Origin of the sequence: Glycomyces sp. L485 (genome assembly GCF_022548875.1) — a bacterium.
GTDB lineage: Bacteria > Actinomycetota > Actinomycetes > Mycobacteriales > Micromonosporaceae > Glycomyces.
Map to the genome: position 1 here is coordinate 1 of NZ_JAKZEW010000012.1, position 23,882 is coordinate 23,882.

The 23,882-nt window shown below is 70.1% G+C and carries 19 protein-coding genes and 2 pseudogenes; 13 read left to right on the plus strand and 8 right to left on the minus strand.

Translation table 11 applies throughout. From position 1 onward, the window contains the following. Positions 1-185 (plus strand): annotated as a pseudogene (locus L0U85_RS08405) (xylose isomerase); the annotation flags it as partial. A gap of 66 nt (positions 186-251) precedes the next feature. Here the strand turns inward: L0U85_RS08405 and L0U85_RS08410 are convergent. Next, positions 252-1,847 (minus strand): carbohydrate-binding protein, encoded by a 1,596-nt coding sequence (locus L0U85_RS08410; RefSeq protein ID WP_241377309.1) that lies wholly within the window; start codon positions 1,845-1,847, stop codon positions 252-254. Positions 1,848-2,214: 367 nt separating this feature from the next. Between L0U85_RS08410 and L0U85_RS21235 the strand changes: the two genes are divergently transcribed. After that, positions 2,215-2,370: a DUF397 domain-containing protein gene (locus tag L0U85_RS21235; RefSeq protein ID WP_347177393.1), complete on the plus strand. Its 156-nt coding sequence runs from the start codon at positions 2,215-2,217 to the stop codon at positions 2,368-2,370. Between the two features lie 22 nt (positions 2,371-2,392). On the opposite strand, the gene L0U85_RS08415 is transcribed toward L0U85_RS21235, so the two are convergent. The 4 genes from L0U85_RS08415 to L0U85_RS08430 form a co-directional block, all read right to left on the minus strand. Beyond that, positions 2,393-2,794, minus strand: a complete 402-nt coding sequence (locus tag L0U85_RS08415) for a VOC family protein (RefSeq protein WP_241377310.1) — start codon at positions 2,792-2,794, stop codon at positions 2,393-2,395. Between the two features lie 39 nt (positions 2,795-2,833). Further along, a complete protein-coding gene (locus L0U85_RS08420; RefSeq protein WP_241377311.1) occupies positions 2,834-5,485 on the minus strand; it encodes a tetratricopeptide repeat protein in 2,652 nt (883 codons plus the stop codon). Positions 5,486-5,498: 13 nt separating this feature from the next. Next, positions 5,499-5,837, minus strand: a complete 339-nt coding sequence (locus L0U85_RS08425; protein WP_241377312.1) for a CU044_2847 family protein — start codon at positions 5,835-5,837, stop codon at positions 5,499-5,501. A 97-nt stretch (positions 5,838-5,934) separates the two neighbouring features. Continuing rightward, positions 5,935-7,617 carry a glycoside hydrolase family 2 TIM barrel-domain containing protein gene (locus L0U85_RS08430; RefSeq protein WP_241377313.1) on the minus strand — a complete coding sequence of 561 codons (1,683 nt, stop codon included), beginning with the start codon at positions 7,615-7,617 and terminating at the stop codon, positions 5,935-5,937. Between the two features lie 296 nt (positions 7,618-7,913). On the opposite strand from L0U85_RS08430, the gene L0U85_RS08435 reads away from it, so the two are divergent. Together L0U85_RS08435 and L0U85_RS08440 are read left to right on the plus strand one after the other, a co-directional pair. Next, on the plus strand, positions 7,914-9,737 hold the full coding sequence (locus L0U85_RS08435; protein ID WP_241377314.1) for a glycoside hydrolase family 15 protein: 1,824 nt from the start codon (positions 7,914-7,916) through the stop codon (positions 9,735-9,737). A gap of 6 nt (positions 9,738-9,743) precedes the next feature. Further along, positions 9,744-10,799: a glucose 1-dehydrogenase gene (locus tag L0U85_RS08440; protein ID WP_241377315.1), complete on the plus strand. Its 1,056-nt coding sequence runs from the start codon at positions 9,744-9,746 to the stop codon at positions 10,797-10,799. Between the two features lie 13 nt (positions 10,800-10,812). Here the strand turns inward: L0U85_RS08440 and L0U85_RS08445 are convergent, their stop codons facing one another. Further along, entirely contained in the window at positions 10,813-11,811 is a 999-nt protein-coding gene (locus L0U85_RS08445; protein WP_241377316.1) for a TerC family protein, read from the minus strand. Between the two features lie 240 nt (positions 11,812-12,051). On the opposite strand from L0U85_RS08445, the pseudogene L0U85_RS08450 reads away from it, so the two are divergent. Both L0U85_RS08450 and L0U85_RS08455 read left to right on the plus strand, forming a co-directional pair. Continuing rightward, a pseudogene (locus L0U85_RS08450) lies at positions 12,052-12,468 on the plus strand (YchJ family protein); the annotation flags it as partial. A gap of 8 nt (positions 12,469-12,476) precedes the next feature. Further along, complete coding sequence (locus L0U85_RS08455) at positions 12,477-13,406, plus strand: phosphotransferase (protein WP_347177394.1); 930 nt, start codon at positions 12,477-12,479, stop codon at positions 13,404-13,406. A 79-nt stretch (positions 13,407-13,485) separates the two neighbouring features. On the opposite strand, the gene L0U85_RS21240 is transcribed toward L0U85_RS08455, so the two are convergent. Then, a complete protein-coding gene (locus L0U85_RS21240) occupies positions 13,486-16,548 on the minus strand; it encodes a S8 family serine peptidase (protein ID WP_347177395.1) in 3,063 nt (1,020 codons plus the stop codon). 588 nt (positions 16,549-17,136) lie between these two features. Between L0U85_RS21240 and L0U85_RS08475 the strand changes: the two genes are divergently transcribed. The 4 genes from L0U85_RS08475 (at position 17,137) to L0U85_RS08490 (ending at position 19,951) form a co-directional block, all read left to right on the plus strand. Further along, a complete protein-coding gene (locus L0U85_RS08475; RefSeq protein ID WP_241377318.1) occupies positions 17,137-17,340 on the plus strand; it encodes a hypothetical protein in 204 nt (67 codons plus the stop codon). Between the two features lie 254 nt (positions 17,341-17,594). Beyond that, the gene (locus L0U85_RS08480; protein ID WP_241377319.1) at positions 17,595-18,779 is read left to right on the plus strand and encodes an LLM class flavin-dependent oxidoreductase; all 1,185 of its coding nucleotides are present in this window, start codon (positions 17,595-17,597) and stop codon (positions 18,777-18,779) included. A gap of 12 nt (positions 18,780-18,791) precedes the next feature. Further along, positions 18,792-19,271: a MarR family transcriptional regulator gene (locus tag L0U85_RS08485; protein ID WP_241377320.1), complete on the plus strand. Its 480-nt coding sequence runs from the start codon at positions 18,792-18,794 to the stop codon at positions 19,269-19,271. Further along, positions 19,268-19,951 carry a CE1759 family FMN reductase gene (locus L0U85_RS08490; RefSeq protein ID WP_241377321.1) on the plus strand — a complete coding sequence of 228 codons (684 nt, stop codon included), beginning with the start codon at positions 19,268-19,270 and terminating at the stop codon, positions 19,949-19,951. Before L0U85_RS08485 ends, L0U85_RS08490 begins: the two co-directional genes overlap by 4 nt. Here L0U85_RS08490 and L0U85_RS08495 read toward each other — a convergent pair. Continuing rightward, positions 19,948-20,679, minus strand: coding sequence for a methyltransferase domain-containing protein (locus L0U85_RS08495; protein WP_241377322.1), 732 nt, complete (start codon positions 20,677-20,679; stop codon positions 19,948-19,950). The genes L0U85_RS08490 and L0U85_RS08495 overlap by 4 nt on opposite strands. A 26-nt stretch (positions 20,680-20,705) precedes the next feature. Between L0U85_RS08495 and L0U85_RS08500 the strand changes: the two genes are divergently transcribed. The 3 genes from L0U85_RS08500 to L0U85_RS21245 all read left to right on the plus strand — a co-directional run bounded on the left by L0U85_RS08500 (position 20,706) and on the right by L0U85_RS21245 (position 23,882). Further along, entirely contained in the window at positions 20,706-21,542 is an 837-nt protein-coding gene (locus L0U85_RS08500) for a UbiA family prenyltransferase (protein ID WP_241377323.1), read from the plus strand. Positions 21,543-21,639: 97 nt separating this feature from the next. Next, positions 21,640-22,830 carry an acyl-CoA dehydrogenase family protein gene (locus tag L0U85_RS08505; protein WP_241377324.1) on the plus strand — a complete coding sequence of 397 codons (1,191 nt, stop codon included), beginning with the start codon at positions 21,640-21,642 and terminating at the stop codon, positions 22,828-22,830. Beyond that, positions 22,827-23,882, plus strand: a complete 1,056-nt coding sequence (locus tag L0U85_RS21245; protein WP_241377325.1) for a type III polyketide synthase — start codon at positions 22,827-22,829, stop codon at positions 23,880-23,882. Before L0U85_RS08505 ends, L0U85_RS21245 begins: the two co-directional genes overlap by 4 nt.

The window sequence follows — 23,882 nt, forward strand, 5'->3', positions numbered from 1 at the left end:
CCGAGGTCCAGGAGGCGCTGGTCGCGGCGCGGGTCGACCAGTTGGCGGTCCCGACCATGGCCGAGGGTGAGACCTGGGCGGATGTGAGGAACGTCGAGGTCGACGTCGAGGGCCTGGCGGCGAAGGGGATGGGCTTCGAGCGGCTCGACCAGCTCGCCCTCGAACACCTCTACGGCATCCGCTAGCACGTGAAACGCCGTGGCCCCGGAGCTCTGCTCCGGGGCCACGCCTGCTCGGTGGGACGCAGTCGGCTACCGCCTCCCCGGCGCAGCGCCGAAGGTGACGACGAGGCGGCCGTCCGCGTTGAAGGACCAGTCCAGTTCGCCCGTGTACGAACCGCACCGGGACCCGTTGGAGCCGGTCCAGAACTGGTTCGAGTCGTCGGCGTCGCCGGAGATCTCGTCGTCGGCCCCGCCGTCGCACGAGGTGTTGTCCCGGAACACCGAGGCGCCGACGTCGAACGCGAAGTTGCGCTCGGCGCTCCCGATGCTGAGGTTGTTCGCGATCGTCATCGTGCCGGGGTTGCTGTTGTAGGTGAACCCGTCCTGGCCGTTGTCGTAGGCGATGTTGCGCCGGATGGTGTGGCCGACCGGGATGTCCGAGCCGCCGAGCTTGAAGCCGTTGCGGTCGCCCTCCGGGTTCTGCGTGCCGTCCGAGAGAGTGCCGTTCCCGTACGCGAGCGAGTCCTCGATGGTCACCTCGCCGATGGCTCCGTTGCCGGGCCTGGTGAAGAGGTCCCAGCCGTCGTCGATGTTGTTGTGGGCCACCGAGTACCGGAAGACGTTGCCCGGTCCGGAAGTGAGCTTCGCGGCGAAGCCGTCGGCGTCCTCGCCATCGGAGTCGGCGTTGTCGTGCGACAGCGCGCTCAGGATCAGGTTGTCGGACGGCCACAGGTGGTCGGGGGTCGTGGGGAGCCTCCGCGAGAGCTGGAGCCCGGTGTCGCGGTTGAAACGCGTCACCGTGCGCTCGAAGATGTTGTCGCTGCCGCTTACGAAGATCCCGTTGTCACCGGCGCGCTCGACGACGATGCCGTAGATGTGCCAGTAGTCGGCGTTCACGGCGAGCCCGCGGTTCGCCGAGTCCTCGGCCTGCGCCGAGAAGTCCAGCACCGGGATCTCACCGGGATAGGCCGAGAGCAGGTTGCGGCCCTGTGCGGTGCCGTTGTTGCCCAGTTCGATCACGACCGTCTGCGAGAACTCGTACGTCCCGCCGCGCATGTAGATCGCCCTGCCGGGGGTGATGCGGTCGATCGCCGAAATGAGCGTCGTCGGGTCCGACTCGGTTCCGGCCGCGTCGTCGGTGCCGGTCGGCGCCACGAACAGGGCGTTCGGCACCGGAGACGGCTGCGGCCGAGTCGTAGCGTCCAATGAGACGTCGAGAAAGTCGATGTTCGGCAGACCGTCGGGACCGGTGGACACGAGTTTGATCGTGTTGCTGCCTTTGATCAGCGGCACCGTCAGGCTCTGGGTTTCCCAGCTGTCCCAGTCGCCCGTGACCGCGAAGGTCATCGATTCCACTATCGAGCCGTGCACCACCACCTGGGCGGTCCGGTCGCTCGTGCCGCCGTTGGCGTACCGGAAGCCAAGGGTCGCGGGGCTGGGTCGGTCGGTGCCGAACGTGAACTGCGCCGCCGCGCCGGCGGTGTTGGCGGTGTTGCAGTAGCCGCTTCCCGAGAACCCCGAGTGCTCCGACTCGATCGCGCCGTCGCAGGTGGCGGTCGGGCCCTCGGTCTCGTAGCGGGCCTGGCCCGCGCTCGCCCCGTTCATCACGAACAGCGTCGCGGCGATGACGACCGAACCGGTCAACCCGGCCACTGCCGCCACCCTCACTTTGCTTCGCTGAATCATGTGTCTCCCTTAAGAAATCAAAATAGTTGCGGCTTCAACAACTTTGGGACGGGATCTCGCGAGCGTCAAGGGAGACAGTGCAAGCGATTGCGCACGAGAGGGGCCGTGCTGGATCCCCTCAAGCCCGGTTCGCTGAAAATCTAAACAAGATCCCCAGAAATCTAAAAACCGAGAGACTGAAAATCACGGCACGCGGTTCGACCTCAGCGACCCGAGTCGCCCACCTTGACACCCACGACGGCGGCCTGTTCGTCGAAGAACCGAAGGTTCATCGGATCAGGCGTGTGTGGGAGGGCTTGGAGGAGAGAGCGCTTGACCAAGAGCGGTCGGCCGCATGAGCACCGAGTAGCGGCTCTCGCAAGCGGAAGTGGCTGGAATTCGCTGGCACATCAGCACCCGCAGCCCCGATAACGGCGGTCAGTGCGTGGAGGCCGGGCCCTGGCCGACGGTCGCGGTGCGTCAGACAGCTCTGCCGTGCGGGAGATCGTGTGGAAGGCCAAGGAAGACTCGATCGCCTACCTGAGGGCGTAAGGCCATCGAGGTTGCTAGGGCCACACGATCTCATCGTCGCGCCACACCACGCCTTTGTTGCGGCACAGACAGAAGGGATGCCCGACCGGGTCGGTGTAGACCTGCCAGCCGTAGCCCTCGGGGCCGATGAAGTCCCTCTGCGGTGTCGCGCCCAGTTCGACGACGCGACGCCGTTCGGGCTCGATCTCGTCCACTTCGAAGTCGAGGTGGTACTGCTTGGGGTGTTCGTTGCCGGGCCAGCGCGGGGGTCGGTAGTCGTCCACCCGCTGGAAGGCCAGCTCGACCTCGCCGTATTGGATGCCGGCCCACTCGTCGTCGCTCTTGTCGAGGACTTCGCGGCCCGTCACCTCGGCGTAGAAGGCCGCCAGTTTCATCGGGTCCGGGCAGTCGATGATGAAGTCGGTGAGTTTCAGCATCAGGCGACCGTGCCACAGAAACCATAGTGTTTCAAGCGGTTAATCGAGGACGGTCAGATCGGCTCGGACCCGCTCGACCCAGACCGTCGCATCGAATCGCTTGTAGACCTCCAGGGCGGCTTCGAACTGGTCACGGGCGAGTCCCATATCGCCCCGCGCCAAGGCCACTCTGCCGAGGCCGTGCAGGCCGTTCGCCGCGCCCACCATGTCGCCGACCGACTCGAACGTCGCGATCGCCTCCCGATAACGCGTCTCGGCCCGCCCGGGATCGTCGGCGGCGAGCGCGACATCGCCCAGCCCGCGCTGCGCGTACCCCACGGCGACCTGGTCGTCCAGAGACCTCGAAGTCTTCAGCGCGGCGAGGAAACGCTCCTCCGCCACGCCGTACTCCTCCTGGAGCTCCGCCACCCGCGCCAGGCCCCGCTGCACGTAGGCCGCCCTGCGTCGGTCTCCGATGGACAGATATGCCTCCATGGCCTTCGAGTAGTGCTCCTCGGCCTGATCGGCCCGGCGCAGCAGCTGGGCCACCTCGCCGAGTCCGCGCTCGGCGTTGCCGATCCCGCCCGCGTCGTCGACGGTCCGCGAATTGTCCAAGGCCTTCCGGTAACGGTCGGCGGCGGAATCGAGCTCGCCGCGCAGTCGCGCCACTTCGCCCAGGCCCCAGAACATGTGGGCGGTTCGCTGTGTGTCGCCCACCTGCTCGGCGATCGCTTTCCCGTGGTGGAAGACGACATCGGCCGCGTCGTAGCGATTGAACACGAGCGCCCGGTAACCCGTGTACCGCGCCAGACGCGCATGGACCTCGCTCGTCCCGGTCAGCGCGAGGTCCCGGATGGAGTCCGCCTCGATGCTGAACCAGGCCTTCTGGTCGTTGAAGCCCTGGTCGATGAGCATCCGGAGGTAGTACTCGCTCAGCGCCGAACGGGTGCGGGTGCGCTCGTCGGCCTTTTCGCCCTCGTCCCATGCGGGCGGCTCCAGCTCCGCCAGGTGCGCGCCGTAGGCGCGGATCAGGTCGTGCGAGCGGTAGGCGCGCAGCTCGCGTTCGCGCCGCGGGCCGTCGGTCAGATGGCGCTCTGCCAGACCTGCCTTGACGAGTCTGCGCATGCGCCGCTCTGCTTCGCTCACGTCGCAGCCCATGCCTGCCGCGAGGCTCCCGAGGGTCGGGGCGTAGCCGGGGTGAGCGCCGAGGACCCTGAACGCGAAGCGGGCGTCGTCGTTGAGGCGGCGATACGAGCCTTCGAGGCGCTCGAAGAGGTCGCTCTGGTGGTCGGCGTGGGTGGTGTGCCGCGCGGTGCTCGGGTCGGGGAGGTCGTCGATGATCTCCTCCAGGGCGATCTCCTCGTTCGCGACCTCTTCTGCGTGGGTGCTGATGAGCACCGGCACGTACAGGTCCCTGCGCATCAGCTCGGCGACGAGCTCTTCCGGGTGGTCGCCGGCGATCGCCTTGAACATGTCGATCGCGTCGGCCTCGTCGAGCACGTCGAGGCGCAGCGGCTTGACTCCCGGCTCGACGCGGATGATGTCGCGGCTGGTCACGATGGTGGCGCAGCCGTCGCCGCGGACGGTGAGGCCGTCGAGTTGCTCGGCGCTATCCACATTGTCCCAGATCATGAGCAGGCGCCTGCCGGAGGCGACGGCCTGCCAGCGGTCGGCGCGCCCGCGGTGGTCGAGTCGGCCGACCTCGTCGGGCGTGGCCGCGCCGATGGCCTTGAGGATCGAGCCGAGCGCGTCGGACGCGGTGTCGGACCGGCCGCCGCGGTAGGAGCGGAAATCGTGGAAGACCCTGCCTCCGGGGAAGCGCTCGCGGTAGTGGTTGCCGAAAGCGACGGCCAGCGCGGTCTTTCCCACTCCGCCGAACCCGCCGATGGACTGGACGACGGCCAGCCCGCCGGATTCGTCCAGGTTCACCTTGAGCTTCTCGAGCTCCTCGCGGCGTCCGACGAAGTGGGCGCCGCTCGTGTCGGGAGCCCAGTAGTCGCGCCAGTCGAAGTCGAGGCGCCGCGTGAACGCGCCGTCCCAGTCGGCCCTGCCGGCGAGCGTCGACGCTCCGGCGGCCTCGTACAGCTCGGCGAAGGCGTCGGGCAGCGTCGCGTCGCGGAGCGCGGTCAGGGGAGTGGCGACGGCGCCGCTGGTGCCTCGGCTGTTGTTGACGACGCCGACGATCGTGCCGCGTTCGGCGTCGACGAGCATGCCTCCGGACATGCCGCGCAGTGCCTGCCCGCCGGTGAGCCACCAGAAGCCCCGGTCGTCGAGGCTTTCCCAGGCGAAGTCGACGCCGCGCAGCCGCGGCTCGGAGCGTGGATTGCCCGGGTCGGGCCGGACGGCGACGACGGCCCGCATCCGTTCGGGCTCAGCGGGATCCGGCGAGGCGGTGTCGAGCCTGGGGCTGGAGTGGTCGGTGGAACGTCCGTGTTCGTCGACCAGTTCGATGACGGCCAGGTCGGGCCAGGTCCAGAGTCCGTCGGGGCCTGCGCGGCGCGGGGTCCGCGCCCGGACGACGCCTCGCAGTTGCGGGTACGGGGTGATCCGGGAGAGTCGGACGGCTTCCCCGTCGGCGATCCCGTCGACCACGTGGGCGCAGGTGAGCACGAAGCCTGGGGCCGCGAGGAAGCCCGAGCCGCGAAACGAGGGGGCCTCGATCTTGACGACGTACGGGAACAGCCGCCGGTCGTCGATGGCCATCGGTGACATCGGATCTCCCCTGTCAGGTGCGGGGCTCGGAGGTCCACTTCAGCGTGATCTTGAGCGTCGCGGCGGCGCCGCCGCCGACGAGCAGACCGGTCAGCTTGCCCGCCTTGACGTCCGCGGCGATGCCGAACTCGACGGTCGCCTCCTGGGGCTGGACCTTCTCCCAGGCGGTGACCAGCTCCCCGCTGATCGCGGTGATCATGTCGCGGATCCGGTCGAGCGATTCGGGCTCGTCGGGCGTGAAGTCGAGGGTGCCGCTCACCGGCGTCAGTGCCCCGTCTGCGGCAGCCGCCTCGGCGACGGTCTCGACGAGGAAGTCGGCTTCGCCTACTCTGACCGGAACGATTTCGCGCATGAAGACCATCTCCGAGTGGTTCGAAAGGGCAACCGGGCTCCACGGTACCAAGCGCGTGCACCCCGGAGGGGTCAGCGAATCGTCAACGGCCCCAAAGTCAACGGCTTTCGCGCGCGCGGCGGTACAGCCGTCGCACGGCACCGTACGCCTGCTTGGGGCGCCGGTACTCGTCGAGGACGCCCTTGTCGTTGACGCTGCGCGGGCGGCCCAGCAGCATGTGCTTGGCGTCGGTGGTGCGGAAGTCGCCGAGGACCCAGATGCTGAGTCCGGAGATCCGGTCCTGGGCCGCGAGGTGGCCGACCACGGTCTCCAGCAGTTCGGCCTGGTACTCCTCGGTCCACATGCCGTGGTGCTGGTCGCGCCAGCCGGGGACGGCCCCGGCGCCGATCTCGGAGATGATGAGCGGCTTGTCGGCGTGCCCGGACTTGTCGACGTGGGCCGCGATCCGGTCGAGTTCGGCGGGGATGTCGGCGATGCCGCCCCCGTACCAGCCCGGGTAGCAGTTGACCGAGACGACGTCGGCCAAGTCGAGGCACCCGTCCTCGTAGATGTGGTTGGAGGCGTATGTGACCGGCCTGAACGCGTCCAGCTCCCGCAGCCGCCCGAGCAGCTCTTCGTAGGCGGGCCGGACCGCGGGCTCGTGGCTGGGGCTCTCGTTGAGCACGCCCCACATGATCACCGACGGGTGGTTGAACGCCGAGGCCACCATCTCGTCGACGTGGTCGAGCTGCGCGGCGACGAATTCGGGGTCGGTGAGAAGCTCGGCCGGGTACTGCCAGGCGATGGACTCGCTCCAGACGCAGATTCCTGCCTCGTCGCACAGGTCCAGGAACAGCGGGTCCTGCGGATAGTGGCTTCCGCGAACGAAATTGCAGCCGAGGTCCCGGATCTGCTGCACGTCGGCGACGAGCAGCCCGTCCGGCTGGGAGTGTCCGAACTGCGGGTGCGACTCGTGCCGGTTGACGCCCCAGAGCGTCAGCGCCTCGCCGTTGACGGCGAGGCGCCCGTCTTCGACGGTGACCTGCCGCAGCCCGATCCGTTCGCACATGTCGTCGTCGCCGAGCCGGACCCGAAGCAGGTGCAGCGCCGGGTTCGACGGCGACCAGAGTTCGACCCCGGGCAGTGTGAACGTCCGTTCGATCCGTCCGGATGAGTCCAGGTCGACCGTCTCCTCCAGGACCGTCTCGCCGCCGCATTCGACCGTGAACGGCACCGACCGGCCCTCGCCCCGGTAGTCGACGCTCAGCGACACGCGCCGTGCCTCGACGTCGTCGGTGACGCACCGCAGGCCCTCGATCCAGGTCTCGCCGAGGCGCTGGAGTTCGACCGGCCTGGAGATGCCCCCGAAGTGGTACCAGTCGAAGTACTCCAGGTGCAGCGGAGAGCGTTCGCCGAACAGGTTGTCCACCAGCACGACCACCTCGACCGTCCCGGCTTCGGCATGATCGACGTCGGCGGTGAATCGTGTGAAGCCCCCGGCATGGTCGCGGATCGGGGTGCCGTCCCAGAAGACCCGGCACCAGTGGTGCACCGCGTCGAACACGAGGCGGTGTCGTCCGGCCTTCTCGACGCGCACTCGGGTGCGGTAGGCGGCGAGCCCACGCCTGCCGGCGTAGGCCGGCGTGGCGTCGAACGATCCGGGCACGGCCATGACGTCCTCGAACGGGATCGAATCCACTTCCACCGCCTCGGGATCGGCCTCTCCGAGGAACGCGAAGTCCCACACGCCGCTGAGATCCCTGACCGCGCGCCGCTCGTGGAGCGCAAATCGTCGAGCCATGCCAGCCTCCTCCTCGATTCGTCGGACCCGATCCTATGCGAACGCTTGCACGCGCCCCGCGCACGCGTCCGATGACGTTCTGTTTCGTTGTCACGCAGTGGATTTGCCTGATAATGGCGCGAGACGGCTACACCGAAGCGGTGCTGCCCCACGTGTAAGGCGCACTATCCCGACCGGCCCGCGGCACCGCCGCGGGCCGGTCCGCGTCTCGGGGCCGCCCGGTCCGGGCACACATGCCGTGCGTGGGCAAAGGATCAACCTCCGGCGGGCGAGAAACCGCTGTGGGAAGGTGAGGTGTGGCTTTGCGAATCGAGGACTACGGCATGATCGGCGACCTCCACACCGCCGCTTTGGTCGGCACGGACGGCTCCATCGACTGGCTGTGCCTGCCGCGGTTCGACTCCCCTGCCTGCTTCGCGTCCTTGCTCGGCGACGAGCGAAACGGATGCTGGCGCCTCGAGCCCGCCTCCGGCGGCCGCTGCGCGCGGCGCCGCTACCGCGGCGACACGCTCGTCCTGGAGACCGAGTGGGACACGCCAGACGGGAGCGTCCGCGTCACCGACGCGATGCCGCCCCACCGGGGCGCAGCCGACATCGTACGCGTCGTCGAGGGCCTCAGCGGCCGCGTCCCCATGCGCACCATGATGCGGCTGCGCTTCGGATACGGGCGCAACGAGCCGTGGATCCGCTGCCACGACGGCCACCTCGCCGCGATCGCCGGGCCCGACGCGGCCTGGCTCGACTCGGACGTGCCGCTCGAGGTCGCCGACGGCGCCGCACACGCCGAGTTCGCCGTACCGGCGGGCCGGCGGGTGTCCTTCGTGCTCACCTACCAGCCGTCCCACGAGGAACGCCCGCAGACGGTCGATCCCGAGGCCGGCATCGCCGGAGCCGAGGCGTTCTGGGCCGAATGGCTCGAACGACTCGACTACGAGGGCGAATGGCGCGACGCCGTCTGCCGGTCGCTCATCACCCTCAAGGCCCTCACTTACGCCCCGACCGGCGGCATCCTCGCCGCCGCCACGACCTCCCTGCCCGAGGACCTCGGCGGCGTCCGGAACTGGGACTACCGGTTCTGCTGGCTGCGCGACGCCACCTACAGTCTCCAGGCCCTGCTCGGCACCGGCTATATCGAAGAGGCGCGGCAGTGGCGCGAGTGGCTCCTGCGCGCCGCCGCCGGCGACCCCGCCGAACTCCAGATCATGTACGGCCTCGACGGGCGGCGCTGGCTGCCCGAGCTCACGCTCGACTGGCTCACCGGATACGAGGGCTCGGCGCCGGTACGCATCGGCAACGCCGCCAGCGGGCAGTTCCAACTCGACGTGTGGGGCGAGATCCTCGACGGTCTGCACCTGGCCCGCGCCGCCGGGCTCCAGGTCGACGAGGACGCCTGGGACCTCCAGAAGGCGCTGCTGGATTACCTCGAAGGCAACTGGGACCGACCCGACGAGGGCCTCTGGGAGATCCGCGGCGACCGCCACCACTTCGTGCATTCCAAGGTCATGGCGTGGGCCGGGCTCAACCGGGGCATCCGGGCGGTCGAACGGTTCGGCCTGGACGGGCCGGTCGACAAGTGGAAGGCACTCTGCGCCCAGATCCACGACGAGGTGTGCGATCGCGGTTTCGACGCCGAACGCGGAACGTTCACGCAGTTCTACGGCTCGCAGGGGCTCGACGCGGCGCTGCTGCTCATCCCGCAGGTCGGCTTCCTGCCGTGGAGCGATTCGCGGGTGATCGGCACCGTGGAGGCGGTGCGCCGGGAGTTGGCGCACGACGGGTTCATCCGGCGCTACGACCCGGCGGCCGACGGCGGCGTGGACGGGCTCCCCGGCCACGAGGGCGCGTTCCTGGCCTGCACGTTCTGGCTGGTCGACGCACTGCAGGGCACCGGCCGGGAGCGTGAGGCGAGAGGCCTGTTCGAGCGGCTGCTGGACGTGCGCAACGACCTCGGCCTGCTCAGCGAGGAATACGACTCCGGCGCCGGCCGCCAGATCGGCAACACTCCGCAGGCCTACAGCCATGTGGGACTGGTGAACTCCGCCCGCCACCTCAGCGGCACACATCCGGCGACCGCCGTGCGCACCGAGAACGGACGGCAGACAGTCGACAAGGGAGATTGATCGTCCATGCGGGCTTTGACCGTCATCCCCGGGCGCAAGCACTCGCTCGCCCTCACCGAGGTCGACGAGCCGCGGCCGGGGGAGAACGAACTGCTAGTGGACGGGCTCGCGCTCGGGGTGTGCGGCACCGACAAGGACCTCGTCGCCGGCGAGTACGGCTGGGCGCCGCCGGACGCAGACTGCCTGGTCATCGGCCATGAATCGCTCGGCAGGGTGCGCCGCGCCCCCGAAGGCGCCGGTTTCTCGCCCGGCGACCTCGTCGTCGGGGTGGTGCGACGCCCCGACCCGGTCCCGTGCGGCGCCTGCGCCCGCGGCCAGTTCGACTCGTGCCGCAACGGCGGCTATGTCGAACGCGGCATCAAACAGCTCGACGGCTACGGCAGCGAGGTCTGGACGGTCGAACCCGAGTACGCCGTCAAGCTCGACCCTGAATTGTCCGAAGTGGGCGTCCTCCTGGAGCCGATGAGCGTGGTCGCCAAGGCCTGGGAGCAGGTCGACAAGGTCGGCGCCCGATCCTGGTTCGAGCCGCGCTCGGTCCTGGTCACCGGCGCCGGCCCCGTCGGGCTGCTCGCCGCGCTCATCGGAGCCCGGCGCGGCCTGGACGTCCACGTCCTCGACCGCGTCGCAGACGGGCCCAAGCCGGGCCTCGTCGCCGACCTCGGGGCTACTTACCACCACGACGGCGTGGCGGCCGCGGTGGCCGAGACCCAGCCGGACATCGTCATTGAAGCCACCGGCGCCAGCTCGGTCGTGTTCGACGCGATCGCCTCCACCGCCCCGTACGGGATCGTGTGCCTGACCGGCGTCTCACCGACCGGCCGGCTCCTGCACGTCGACGCCGGGGCTCTGAACCGCGAGCTCGTGCTGGAGAACGACGCGATCATCGGCTCGGTCAACGCCAATCTCGACCACTACGCGCAGGCCGGGCGCCTCATCGCCGAGTCCGACCGCGACTGGCTCAAGCGCCTCATCACCCGCAGGGTCCGGCTGCGCCACTTCGGGCAGGCCTTCAGGGCCGGCCCCGGCGACGTCAAGACCGTCGTCGACCTGACCGAGCCGTGAACCGGCGCGGGACCTACTCCTCCTTGTTTCGGCGGCCGCCGCCGAGCGAGCCGGCGTGCGCCTTGATCGTCGGGTCGCGGCGGGTCTTGACCAGGCTCGCGACGGTGACGACTATGAGGACGCCGATGACCACGCCGAGGCTGATCCCGGTCGGGATCTCGGGGACTCGGTCGTCGATGTCGACGTGCGCCCAGTGAAGCATGAGCTTGAAGCCGATGAACGCCAGGATGATCGCCAGGCCCGTCGAGAGGTACACGAGCCGGTCGAGCAGGCCCTTTACGAGGAAGTACAGCGCCCGCAGGCCCAGCAGCGCGAAGGCGTTGGCGGTGAAGACGATGTAGGGCTCCTCGGTGACGCCGAAGACCGCCGGGATCGAGTCGAGCGCGAACAGCAGGTCGACGCTGCCGATCGCGATGAGCACCACGAACAGCGGCGTCACGAGCCGGCGCCCGTCGGCGCGTGTGAACAGCTTCCCGCCGTCGTACTCGGTGCTGACCGGCAGCAGGCGCTGCGCGCCCTTGACCATGATGTTGTTCTCGATGTCGGGATCTTCGTCGCGGTGCCGGAACAGCTGCACCGCCGTGTAGATCAGCAGCAGGCCGAACAGCAGGAACATGAACGAGAACAGGTTCAGCAGGGCGGCGCCGGCGGCGATGAAGATCGCCCGCATGACCAGTGCCAGCACGATCCCGAAGGTGAGCACCTTGTGCTGGTGCTCCGAGGGGACGGCGAAGGTGGTCATGATGATGACGAACACGAAGAGGTTGTCGACCGAGAGGCTCTTCTCGATGATGTAGCCGGCGAAGTACTCGGTGCCGAAGTCGCCGCCGTACTGCGCGCCGAACCAGACGCCGAACGCCACCGCCACGAGGATGTAGAACACCGACCAGGCGGTCGCCTCCTTGAACCCGACCTTGTGCGGTCGCGCCGCCGCCAAGATCAGGTCGACCGCCAAGAGCACCACGATCAGGCCGATCGTGCCGGCCCATGTGACCGCGTTGATATCGAGCATTCCTTCCTCCGGTTCGTCCGTTCACCGACAGGCAACTCGGGACGGCGCCGACGACTCCGCGGCGCGCGTCCCGATCCTCGGTGAGTCCACGGTGCCGCCATGGCGACTGCGGACTGACATCATGCTGTTCGCCAGCATCGTACGCGAGTGAATGCGATGAAAGCGCGGCGGTCAGTCCTTGCGACGTGCGGAGCGCATCGCCTGCGAGAGGGCTGAGACGCCGTGGGGGACAATCACCCAATGCCTCGACGCTCTCGACGACCACGGCGACCGCAGACGCGGCGCACCACCGAGCAGGCGTGCCCGTGCGGGAGCGGCCGCGACTACGGCGAATGCTGCGGGCGCCTGCACGCGGGCTCGGCGAAAGCCGACACCGCCGAAGCGCTGATGCGCTCGCGTTACTGCGCATTCGCGGTCGGCGATGCGGCGTACCTGCTGCGCACCTGGCACCCGGACACGCGGCCCTCCGAACTCGACCTGTCCGACGAGCGGCGGTGGACCGGGCTGGAGATCCTGGAGACGACCGGGGGCACCGCCTTCCACGCCGAAGGCACCGTGGCGTTCCGGGCGCACTTCCTCGACCCCGACGGGCCGGGCACGCAGAGCGAGGTCAGCGAGTTCGTCCGGCTCGACGGACTGTGGCTGTACCTGACGGGAACGTCGTTATGCCGCCGCCGCGCCTCGCGCCCGACGTCGCGGCCGCGGTCGCCTCCCGATTCGGCGCGACGCCCGAGTCGATCAGGGCCGCACCGGCTCAGGGCGTCGCCAACCACACCTACCTGCTCGGCGACGAACTGGTCCTCCGTGTGGCGCGGCCGCATCCCGGCCTCGAGGCCGACCTGCGCAAGGAGGCCCAGGTGATCCCCGCCGTCACCGCCGCGGGAATCCGCACCCCCGAGATGGTCGCGTTCGACGAAGACCGGACCCTGCTCGACGCGCCCTTCATGGTCCTGCGGCGGGCCGTCGGCATCGCCCCGCAGACCCCCGAGCGCCACACCGGAAGCCCGTGGGCGCGAACCTACATCGAACTCGGCGCCGAACTGGCCAAGCTCCACGCCGCCGGTCTCGGCCCGGAGGTGATCCTGGGCGTGCCGGTCGAATCCGACGACGATCCGCGCCCCGGCCTGGCGAGGCTGGTCGGGGCCGGATACCTGGGGGAGGAGACCGCGGCATGGGTCCGCGGCTGGCTCGACCGGCTCGACGGCCGCCGCCCCTCATCGCCCGCGCCCCGCCTCGTCCACGGCGACGCCAGCCCGACCAACCTCCTCGCCGACCCCGACACGCTCGCGCTCAACGCCCTGATCGACTGGGGCGATGCGACCCTCACCGACCCGGCGGTGGAGTTCGCCGAGCTCCCGCTGCGCGCCGTGCCCTACGCACTCGAGGGCTACCTAGGAGCCGACGCCGATCCCGATGAGCGCCTCGACTGGGCGGCCAGGATTCTCTGGCACCACCTGGTCTGGGCCGTCTTCCGGCTCGCCGCCGACCCCGAGCCGGGCGCACCCCACTGGCCCGCGCAACGCGGCAACCGGCTGCTGGAGATCACCCGCTTCTACCTCGAACAGCCCTCGTTCCCATGGGACGCGTTGCGTTGACTTCCTCCCAGTCCTAAAAGGACGAATATCAAGGCCCGCCGCCGCGCCCTTGAGGCGTGGCGGCGGGCCGATTCGCGTATCAGTGGTTGACGGCCACGATCGTCCGTCCGATCGTGGCGCCGTCCCTGATGTAGTCGACCGTCCCGAGGTAGCGGCGGTCCGGATCCAGGCTCGACCAGGCGGCGGTCACGGTGTGGACGCTGCCGGTGCTCGTCTCCATCGATTCGGGGTCGACGGTCAGGTTTCCTTGAGCGTCGCCGGTTACGACCCAGGTGTGGACGAGGGCCTCGACGGTGTCGGTCTCCGCCGTCCAGAGGTCGACGTAGATCACGTACGTCGCGCCGGCCTCCAGGTCGATGTCCTCTTGGGAGCCCTCCAGGAACGGCGCGTCGACCAGTGCGAGCGAGCCGTCGTCCCGCCGCTCGTAGACGACGAGATCGAGGTCGGTTCCGGCCGCGTGGTCGTCGTCGAAGATGGCGACGCGACCCATAACGGCGTCGGCCGGGACCGCCAGCTCGAAGGCCTCGGTCTGGTCGCGCTCGATCGGGTCATCGATCGGGAAATTCGATTCGTCCGGATTCGACAGCGACAGCTCCCGGCTCTCGGAGGCGGCGAGCCCGGAGACGGCGAGTTCGAGGCCGCCGTCGAAGCCGCTCGTCACGTCGAACTCGGCCGAGTCGTCGGTGCCCTCGCCGGTGATCTCGCTCGGGGCGGCGATGTCCAGCGCGCGGACCGTGATCGGACTGCGGACCTCGTGCCCGTTCCAGTCGCACCAGGTCAGCGACCCGAACGACCATTCGCCGGCGGTCGCGTCGGTCCGGGTGACGGTGAGGGAGTAGGTCGCCGTCTCGCCCGGGCGCACGATCAGGAGCTCTTGGTCCACCTTCACCTCGAAGCCCGGCGGGGCCTCGAGGTGCGGGCGGTACATACCGATCGTGTCGTCGACGTTGGTGACGGTGCGGGTGACCGTCTGCACCCCGGCCAGGTCGCCGATCGCGACCGACGGGTAGTTCAGGTCGCTCGGGTCGACCGCGCCGTGCTCGGCCTCGACGGTCTCACAGGTGTCGGCGGGCTCCAGTTCCTGGAACTGGCCGATGGCGCACCCGTAGAGGGTCCAGTCGGTCGCACCGGAGTCGTAGACCAGGCCCGGGTCGAACATGGCCCGGCCGTCGACATGCCCGGCGCCGATGTGGAACGGCGTGGCCGCCTCGTCCTCGGGGACCCGTCCGATCGGGTCGCCCTCGGTGTTCGTCTGGTAGGCGGTGGTCATGATCGCCGACTTGACCGCCATCGGCGACCAGTCGGGGTTGGCGCTCTTGAGGAGCGCGCCGAGCCCGGCGATGTGCGGGCTGGCCATCGAAGTGCCGCCGAAGAGCCCGAAGTGGCCGCCGTCGGAGGTCTCGGACGGCATGTATCCGGCGAGGATCTCGCTGCCGGGCGCGGTGATGTCGGGTTTGAGCAGGTCGCCACCTCCGGCGACGGCCGGGCCCTGCGAGGACCATCCGGTCGAGGCCGGCGCGGTCTGCTCGGCCGCTGCGGCGGCGCGCATGGTCACGGTCGCCGCGTCGTTGCCCGCGGCGTAAGCCTCGATGGCGCGGCCCGCGGCCCGAGCGGTGTGGATGGTCCAAAAGGGGCCTCCCCAGCCGTTTTTGAGCTCGTCGGGCGAGGCAGGGTCGACGTTGTAGACGATGGCGAAGGCACCGCCCGCGTCGGCCACTTCCCGGGCATTCACGTCGAAACCGTGGGCGCCGCGGGCGCAGGCGACGGCCCGCCCGGCCACCTTGGCCGCGTCCAGCGTGCCGGGCGCGCACAGCCGCGCCTCGGCCGGATCCGCCTCGTCCCGGGCGACCTCCCCGGCCAGGGCCAGACCGGCCTCGGTGTCGGTGAACCTGGGGGTGTTCGCGCCGAAGGCGAAGGTCTGGCCGTCGCCGAGGGTGAACTCGGACTTGAACGTGCGGGGATGGGTGCTTGCGGCGACGGTGGTGACCCAAGGGGAGTTGTGCTCGACCGTGCTCGCGCCGTTCAGACCCGCATTGCCGGCGGCGTTGGCCACGAACACGCCAGCTTCGGCGGCGCCGAAGTAGGCCATCGACACCGGGTCGGTGATCGTGTCGGCCGAGCCGCCGAGGGACATGTTGATCACGTCCACGCCGTCGTTGACCGCGGCGTCGATCGCGGCCAGGATGTCGGAGGTCTCGCACCATCCGTCGATGGCGATCCAGCAGACCTTGTAGACGGCGAGCCGCGCCGCCGGGGCCATGCCCGAGACCGGGCCGAGCGAGGTGCCGTCGATGACGGCCTCGGTGTCGAGGTTGCCGGCGGCCGTGGTCGCCACGTGGGTGCCGTGGTTGTACTCCTCGCGCGGCGACTTGAAGCCGGCGACGTCGCTGTGGCCGTTGGAGTCGAACCAGCGGGCCCCGATCACCTTGTTGTTGCAGACGACGCTGTTCTCACGGACGTCCTCGCCCTCCTCGCACTCGCCCTTCCACTTGGCGTCGATGACGTCCTGGTCGGGGCGCGGCTCGGGCAGGGGCGCGAACATCGGGTTCTCGGGGGTGAAGCCGCCGTCGATGACGCCGATGACGACGCCCTCGCCGGCGTGCTCGCCGCCGCCGAACTCCGTCTGCCAGGAGCCGTCCGAACCGGACAGGCCGAGGAATTCGCTCGAGGTGTCCAGCTGGGGCTCGAGCCGCTTGTCGGGGACGATCGCGGCGACGTGCTCGTCGCGCGCGAGCCGGGCCGCCTGCTCACCGGTCAGTTCGGCGGCCACCCCGTTGAAGACGGTGTCGTACTCGGCGGCGGCCTCGACCCCGGCCACCTCGTCGAGCACGTCGTCGCGGACTTCCGCCAGGTGATCGCGGTAGGCCCGGACCTCGGTGGATGAGAAGTCGATGGTCTCACCCTCGTCGGGCGAGGTGCCTTTGAAACCGGAGGCGCCGCCGTCGTAGACGGCGACCGGTTCGTCGGCGAACTGGACGATGTAGCGGCCGTCCTTGAAGGATGGCGGTGACGCCGGTGCCGGGTCGGCGGCGGCCGGGGAGGCGAGGGCGGTGACCGTCGTCGCGGCGACGACGGTGATGCCGAACGCCGCAGCGACGCGCCGCCGAAGATCGGCGGCCCGCTGTGGGTGCGTGGATTTCACGGGAGGATTTCCTTTCGCGCGGAGGTGGATCGCCGCCGGAGCGGCGAGATGGCGGCCTGCCGCCGCGCCGGTGCAGGTTCAGGAGGTGAACGCGCGCGGCGGCAGGCACGACTGCACTGCGAGGCAGGGGAACTCGAACTAAATGGTGGAGGGCGCGACAGTCCCGACCAAGATCACTGCCGCGCCGGTCCGCGCGGTCTTCTCCTTCCTCGCGGACGACTGCGATCAGCTCGGAGGCAATCGGCGTACACCACCGCCGGACGGTGCGGAGGTCGGTGACGGCATTGTCGCGGAACGCATCAGAGGGTTTCCTCTCAAGCCGGGGTAAGCACCTCAAAAGGTGCCGTGTTGCTTTAACTTTCAAGTTAGGTGACATCCAATGTCAATAAAAGATGGTCTATATCACTGAGAACGTCTTATTACCGACAAGTAAGTCAAACGCCACCAACATGTCACAAGGGATCAGTAATGCAAATCAGCCCTACATAGGTAGCCATACCGAGTCGACGGTGGCGAACCGCCCGGCCGCACGGCCCGACGCCGAGTCCTGCCGGTCCGGCCCGCGAGACGCTGCGATTGGATGGGCCCGTGTCGACCTATGCCATCGGATACATCCTCGTCGCCTTCATCACCTATGGACTCACCTGGAACTTCACTACCAGCGACAGCGTGACCAAGGACGGCCCGGATGCGATACACCACTTCACCGCCGTACTCATCGGGCTCATCTGGCCGCTGGTACTGGCGATGCTGATATTCGACCTGGCCTCCGCGCCCTTCCGCCGCCGCTGAAACGGGCGCTCCCGAGCCGCTTTCGACCAGGAAGCCGCCTGCCGCCTCGGGGACTGTGGCGGTCTCGCCCAGTGGCACCCAGGCCGCCGTCATCCCCACCTCGGGCCCGATCAAAGGACGGAGCCCTCTCCGTAAGACCGGTAGCGCCATGGCGGGCGTCACGCCCAAGACCGGAATAGCTCACCGTTCCCCTCGGTTGAGGTAGATGCAAACGCATGAACCCGTACCGCCTCGGCGGGAGAACAGGAGCCACGATGCAGTTCGGCATCTTCTCGGTCAGCGACATCACGCGCGACCCCGTGTCCGGCGCGACGCCGAGCGAGGCGGAGCGGATCGAGGCGATCGTCCAGATCGCACGGAAGACCGAAGAGGTCGGGTTGGACGTCTTCGCCATCGGCGAGCACCACAACCCGCCGTTCTTCTCCTCCTCGCCGACCACGCTGCTGTCCCACATCGCCGCCCTCACCGAGCGGCTGATCGTCACGACCTCCACCACCCTGATCACCACCAACGACCCCGTCCGCATCGCCGAGGAGTACGCGATGCTCCAGCACCTGTCGAAGGGCCGCATGGACCTCATGCTCGGTCGCGGCAACACCGCGCCCGTCTACCCGTGGTTCGGCCAGGACATCCGCAAGGGCCTGCCCTTGGCGCTGGACAACTACAACCTCCTGCACCGGCTGTGGCGCGAGGACGTCGTGGACTGGGAGGGCCAGTTCCGCACGCCGCTCCAAGGTTTCACCTCGACGCCGAGGCCCCTCGACGACGTGCCGCCGTTCGTGTGGCACGGCTCGATCAGGACCCCGGAGATCGCCGAGCAGGCCGCGTTCTACGGCAACGGCTTCTTCGCCAACCACATCTTCTGGCCCACCTCGCACTCGCTGCGGCTCATCGAGTTCTACCGCCAGCGGTTCGAGCACTACGGCCACGGCACCAAGAAGCAGGCCGTCGTCGGACTGGGCGGCCACGCCTACATCGCCAAGCGATCGCAGGACGCCTACAAGGAGTTCCGCCCGTACTTCGACGAGGCGCCGGTCTACGGGCACGGCCCGTCGCTCGAGGACTTCAGCACGATGACGCCGCTGTCGGTCGGCAGCCCGCAGGAGGTCATCGAGAAGACCCTGACCTTCCACGACGCGTTCGGCGACTACCAGCGCCAGCTGTTCCTCATCGACCACGCCGGCCTGCCGCTCAAGACGGTCCTCAATCAGCTCGACCTGCTCGGCGAGGAGGTCGTCCCGGTGCTCCGCAAGGAACTCGAGTCCCGACGCGACCCCGAATCGGCCGCGGCGCCGACGCACGCCGGCCTGGTAGAGGCCAAATACGGCGACCGGCCCGCCCGCCAGCCGCGGCCGAACGCCAACCGCGGCGACAACGTCACCGGCGCCTCGCCCTACCAGGACAGCGACGTCGAAGCCGAGTACCCGAGCCTGGGCTGAGGGAGGACGACCATGACCCGCACCGGTGCCCGACTGGCCAACGACTCGTGGGAAGCGCTGCTCACCGCCCACGCGGTGCTGATGAAGCGGTTCGCCGCCGAAGACGTCTGGGGCGAGGTGTCCATGCGCGAGTACGACGTGCTCTACACCCTGTCCAAATGCGACGAACCGGTCCGCCTCGGCGAGCTCAACCGCAACGTCCTGCTCAGCCAGCCGGCGCTGTCGCGGCTGGTCGAACGGCTCGCCGAGCGCGGCCTCATCGAACGGACCGCCGACCCCGACGACGGCCGCGGCCGCCGACTCTCCCTCACCGAGGCCGGACGCGAGCGGCAGCGCCGCATCGGCGGCCGCCACGCCGTCGGCGTCTCCCGGGCGGTCACCGCCCGCCTCGACGACGAGGAGATGCGGCAGCTGGAGTCGCTCTGCCGCAAGCTCGCCGGCAGAGACCCGATCCGAGACCCCGACAAGCACAACCAGGAGCCCGAGCAATGAGCGAAACGAACGACAAGTTCAAGCTGGTCATCGTCAGCGGCGGCACCAGCGACCCGTCCTCCACCCGCATGCTCGCCGACCGCATCGCCGGCCGCACCGCAGACCTGGCCGACCAGCGCGGCGAGAACGTCGCCGTGAGCGTCATCGACCTGCGCGAACTGGCCACCGAGATCGCCACCGCGCTCGTCTCCCAGCTCATGGGCCCGAAGATGACGAAGGCGATCGAGCTGCTCGGCGAAGCCGACGGCGTCGTCGCCAGCGCCCCGGTCTACAAGGCCGCGCCGAGCGGCCTGTTCAGCTCGTTCTTCCACGTCCTCGACAACGACCTCCTGATCGCCAAGCCCGTGGTCCTGGCCGCGACCGCGGGCACCGCGCGGCACGCCCTGGTCGTCGACGAGCAGATGCGATCGCTCTTCGCCTACCTGCGCGCGTTGACGGTGCCGACGTCCGTCTTCGCCGCCGGCGAGGACTGGAGCGACAACGACCTGGGCCGACGCATCGACCGGGCCGCCGTCGAAGTGCTCCTGCTGATGGAGAGCGGCTTCGCCGACAAGGTCCGAAGCGAGTCGTGGAAGAGCTACCAGCACGAATACGGCAGCGCCGGCGGCACCGAGCTCGACATCGACCTGGGCTCCGACCTCATGCGTCTGGCGACCGGAGGCTCGGCCGACCCGCGCTAACGGGACCGCTTGCGACCCCACGCCTGGAACAGCACGGCCGTCGTCGGGACCGGCAGCATCCGCACCGCCTCCCGGCGCCGGACCGTCCACAGCAGCAGGTCGGTCATCGACGGGCGGATTCCCCGCAGCGACAGGACCACACCGTGCCGGGCGCACTCGGCGAACAGCACCGCCCGGTCGACCAGGAGCGCAGGGTCGTGGACGCCGCGCGGCGCCATGCGCGGCACCCGCTCGGCGAGGCCGATCGCGAGCCACCGGCACAGCGCCGTGGCCGCGAGCGTGTCGATCACCAGCAGCCCGCCCGGACGCAGCAGCCGGCACGCCTCCGACACCGCCCCGCGCAGGTCCGCCACGTGTTCGAGGATCTCCCCGGCCGCCACCACGTCCGCGCAGCCGTCGGCCAACGGCACCGCGAGGACATCGGCGCGTACACCTTGGACACCGTGCTCGGCGCCCTGCCGCAGCGCGTTCAGCGAGAGGTCGACGCCGATGTGCCGGTAGCCCTTCCCGGCCAGGTGCGGTGCCAGCAGCCCTGCCCCGCAGCCCAGATCCACCAGCACCGCGTCGGGCCGCGAGGCCGGCGGGACGAGCTCCGCGCGCGCCGCGGCGAGCCAGTGCAGCATCGCGAACTTCCCGCGCGGTCGCCACCACTGGTCGGCGAGCTCGTCGTACATCGCCGGATCGTTGCGCTCCAGACGTCCTGGTGACCGTGCCTTGGGACCGCGCATGTCACCAGGGTGGCACACTGGCGGCCGTGAAGCAGATCGCGACGGCGACATGGGCGCTCGCCCGGGCGTGTCACCCGCTTCCGGCGCTGGCCGTCACCGCCGTCGCCGCCGGCCTGACCCTCGGCACCGACCGCACGGCGGGAGCGTCCCTGACGGTGATCGCCGCGGTGCTCGCCGGCCAGTTGTCCGTCGGGTGGCTCAACGATCTGGTCGACGCGCCGAGAGACGCCCGAGTCGGGCGCGTGGACAAGCCCTTGGCCGCAGGCGAGATCAGTCCCGTCGCCGTGCGCGGCGGCGTGGCGGTCGCGGCGGCCCTCGCCGTGGCCCTCTCGCTGCCGTCGGGCCCGGCGGCGACCGCCGCGCACGTCGCCGCACTCATCTCGGCGTGGGCCTACGATCTCGGCGTCAAGGCCACCGCACTGTCGGTGGTGCCGTACGCGGTCTCGTTCGCGCTGCTGCCCGCGTTCGTGTCCCTGGGGCAGGCGGGCGCGCCCCTGCCGCCCGCGTGGCTCGTGGCCGCCGCCGCGTTCCTGGGTAGCGCCGCGCACTTCGTGAACGTCCTGCCCGACCTCGCCGACGACGCCGCCACCGGCGTGCGGGGCCTGCCGCACCGCTTGGGCCCGAACGCGAGTCGACTGCTCGCCGCCGCGCTCGTGCTGGCCGCCTCGGTGCTGCTGGCCTTCGGCCCGCCCGGAGCGTCGCCCCCGCTCACCCTGGCGGCGGTGCCCTTCGCGGTCGGCGTGCTCGCCGCCGGGCTGTTCCTGGACCGGAGGCCGCGCTCGCGCGCCGCATTCCGGGCCGTAATGCTCGTGGCCCTCGTCGATGTCGCGCTAATGCTCCAAACCGGAGTCTCGACCGGTTAAAGTCGCCTGGCGGGGTTTGGGATCCGCGCGGCGGGGCACCCGTCGTCGGACCCTGCCCCGATGCCGGGCCCGCGTCGAACCCGAGGAGTGAGCGCTGGTGACAGGAGATCCGAACTTCGAAGGCACTGGGGCGCTCGCCGCAGCCCAGAAGCTCGCGCCGCGGCTCGCCGAACGCGCCGCCGCGCACGACGAGCGGGGCCGCTTCCCCGCCGACGACTTCGCGGACCTGCGCGCGGCGGGACTGCTCGGTTTGATGGCCCCGACCCGGCTCGGCGGGCTCGGAGCCTCGTTCGCCGAATACTCCGAAGTGGCCGCCGAACTCGCCCGAGGCGCGGGCGCCACGGCTCTGATCTTCAACATGCACGCCTCGGTGACCGGCGCCTTGGCGCACACCCCCGACGAACTGGTCCGACAGCTCGGCGCGCCCGAGAGCTCCTTCGAAGCGCGAGACCGGGCGCTGGCCGCGGCCGCCGACGGCGCGCTCTACGGGGTGGCCATGAGCGAGCGGGGGAGCGGATCGCGGCTGTCGCGCACCTCCACCGCCTACCGCAGGACCGGCACGGGCTTCCGGATCACCGGTGACAAGGCGTTCGTGTCCGGCGCCGGACACGCCGACGCCTACCTGGTGACCGCGCGCGACGCCGAATCCGAGGAACCGCAGGTGTCGTACTTCCTGGTCCCGGCCGGCGACGGCATCCGCGTCGAGCAGACATGGGATTCGCTCGGCATGCGGGCCACCGGGAGCCACGACGTCCACTTCGATGTCGAGGTCGGCCCCGAGGCGCTGCTCGGCGGCATGGAGGGGCTGACGCTGATGCTGGCCGAGGTGATGCCGCAGTGGCTGGTCGCCTCCTACGCCGCCGTGTACGTCGGTGTCGCGCGGTCCGCCGTCGACGCCGCCGTCGACCACGTCCGCGAGCGTGGGCTCGGGGGGCTCCCGACCGTGCGGGCCCGCCTGGGGCGGGCGGACGCCGCCGTCACCGCCGCGGAACTCGTCGTCGCCGAGACCGCCGCCAGGATCGACGACGAGCCGGGCACTCCCGAGACGAACCGCTGGGTGTGGCGCGCCAAGCTCGTCGCCGGTGACACCGCCGCCGAAGTCGCCACGTCCCTGCTCGAAGCGGCGGGCGCGTCCGCGACGCGGCGCGGGCATCCACTCGAGCGGATCTTCCGCGATTCCCGCTGCGGGGCACTGCAACCGGCCACGTCCGACGTCTGCGCCGACTGGCTCGGCGTGGCCGCCGTCGGCGACGACCCCGACCATGACGCCGAGGTGCCGCGGTGGTGAGCGTCGCGATCGCCGGAATCGGCACCGCGCTGCCCAACGCCTACGACCAAGAAGCACTGTGGACCGGGTTCTTCCGCGAGCACTTCGCCGGGAGCGCCGTGGCCGAGCGGATATTCCACGGCGCGGGCGTGCGCCGCAGGCACGTCGTGATCGACCCCCGCGAGAACATCTCCACATGGTCTACAGGGGAGCGCATGCGCCGTTTCGGCCGGCTCGCGCCGCCGCTCGGCCACCGCGCCGTGACCGAGGCCCTGGCCGAGGCCGGCATGGACGCCGACGAGATCGGCATGCTGGCCGTCGCCACATGCACCGGCTACAGCACCCCCGGCCTCGACATCCAACTGGCCGCCTCGCTGCCGCTCAGCGTGGACGCCCGGCGGCTCCTCGTCGGACACCTCGGCTGCCACGCCGCCGTGCCCGCGCTCGGCGCGGTCGCCGACTACGTCGCCGCCCACGACCGGCCCGCCGTGCTGCTCTGCCTGGAACTGACCACCCTGCACCTCCAGCCCGCCTCGGCAGACCCCGAGCAGGTGGTCACGCACGCCCTGTTCGGCGACGCGGCCGCCGCCCTGGTCGTGCGCCCCGCCGAGACCGGACTCCGAGTCGTCGACATCGCGGCGCGCACCGACACCGACCGCAGCGGCCACATGACCTGGGACGTCACCGATCTCGGATTCCGCATGGGGCTGTCCCCGCAAGTGCCCGACGCGCTCGCCGAACACCTCGGCCCCCTGGTGAAGGACCTGCTGGCCCCGCACGGGCTCGACCTGACCGACGTGCGGGGCTGGGCCGTGCATCCCGGCGGCCCGCGCATCCTCGACACCGTCGAGCACGGCCTGGGGCTCGCCCCGGACGCGCTGGCGGCCTCACGCAAGGTCCTGGCCGAGTACGGCAACTGCTCCTCGGCTACGGTGCTGCTGGTCCTGCGCGAACTCCTGAGCGCCGGTGCGCCGCCCGGGCCGATCGTGGCACTGGCCTTCGGCCCGGGCCTCACCGCCTACGCCGCCCTCCTCGAATCCCCGGAGAACCCGGCGGCCGACCCTCCGATGTAG

Coding starts and splice junctions, on each gene's coding strand:
- L0U85_RS08495 (WP_241377322.1), bottom strand. CDS start 20,679: ATGCGCGGTCCCAAGGCACGGTCACCAGGACGTCTGGAGCGCAACGAT.
- L0U85_RS08485 (WP_241377320.1), top strand. CDS start 18,792: ATGACCCGCACCGGTGCCCGACTGGCCAACGACTCGTGGGAAGCGCTG.
- L0U85_RS08430 (WP_241377313.1), bottom strand. CDS start 7,617: ATGGCTCGACGATTTGCGCTCCACGAGCGGCGCGCGGTCAGGGATCTC.
- L0U85_RS08490 (WP_241377321.1), top strand. CDS start 19,268: ATGAGCGAAACGAACGACAAGTTCAAGCTGGTCATCGTCAGCGGCGGC.
- L0U85_RS08440 (WP_241377315.1), top strand. CDS start 9,744: ATGCGGGCTTTGACCGTCATCCCCGGGCGCAAGCACTCGCTCGCCCTC.
- L0U85_RS08410 (WP_241377309.1), bottom strand. CDS start 1,847: ATGATTCAGCGAAGCAAAGTGAGGGTGGCGGCAGTGGCCGGGTTGACC.
- L0U85_RS08445 (WP_241377316.1), bottom strand. CDS start 11,811: ATGCTCGATATCAACGCGGTCACATGGGCCGGCACGATCGGCCTGATC.
- L0U85_RS08455 (WP_347177394.1), top strand. CDS start 12,477: ATGCCGCCGCCGCGCCTCGCGCCCGACGTCGCGGCCGCGGTCGCCTCC.
- L0U85_RS08415 (WP_241377310.1), bottom strand. CDS start 2,794: ATGCTGAAACTCACCGACTTCATCATCGACTGCCCGGACCCGATGAAA.
- L0U85_RS08480 (WP_241377319.1), top strand. CDS start 17,595: ATGCAGTTCGGCATCTTCTCGGTCAGCGACATCACGCGCGACCCCGTG.
- L0U85_RS08425 (WP_241377312.1), bottom strand. CDS start 5,837: ATGCGCGAAATCGTTCCGGTCAGAGTAGGCGAAGCCGACTTCCTCGTC.
- L0U85_RS08420 (WP_241377311.1), bottom strand. CDS start 5,485: ATGTCACCGATGGCCATCGACGACCGGCGGCTGTTCCCGTACGTCGTC.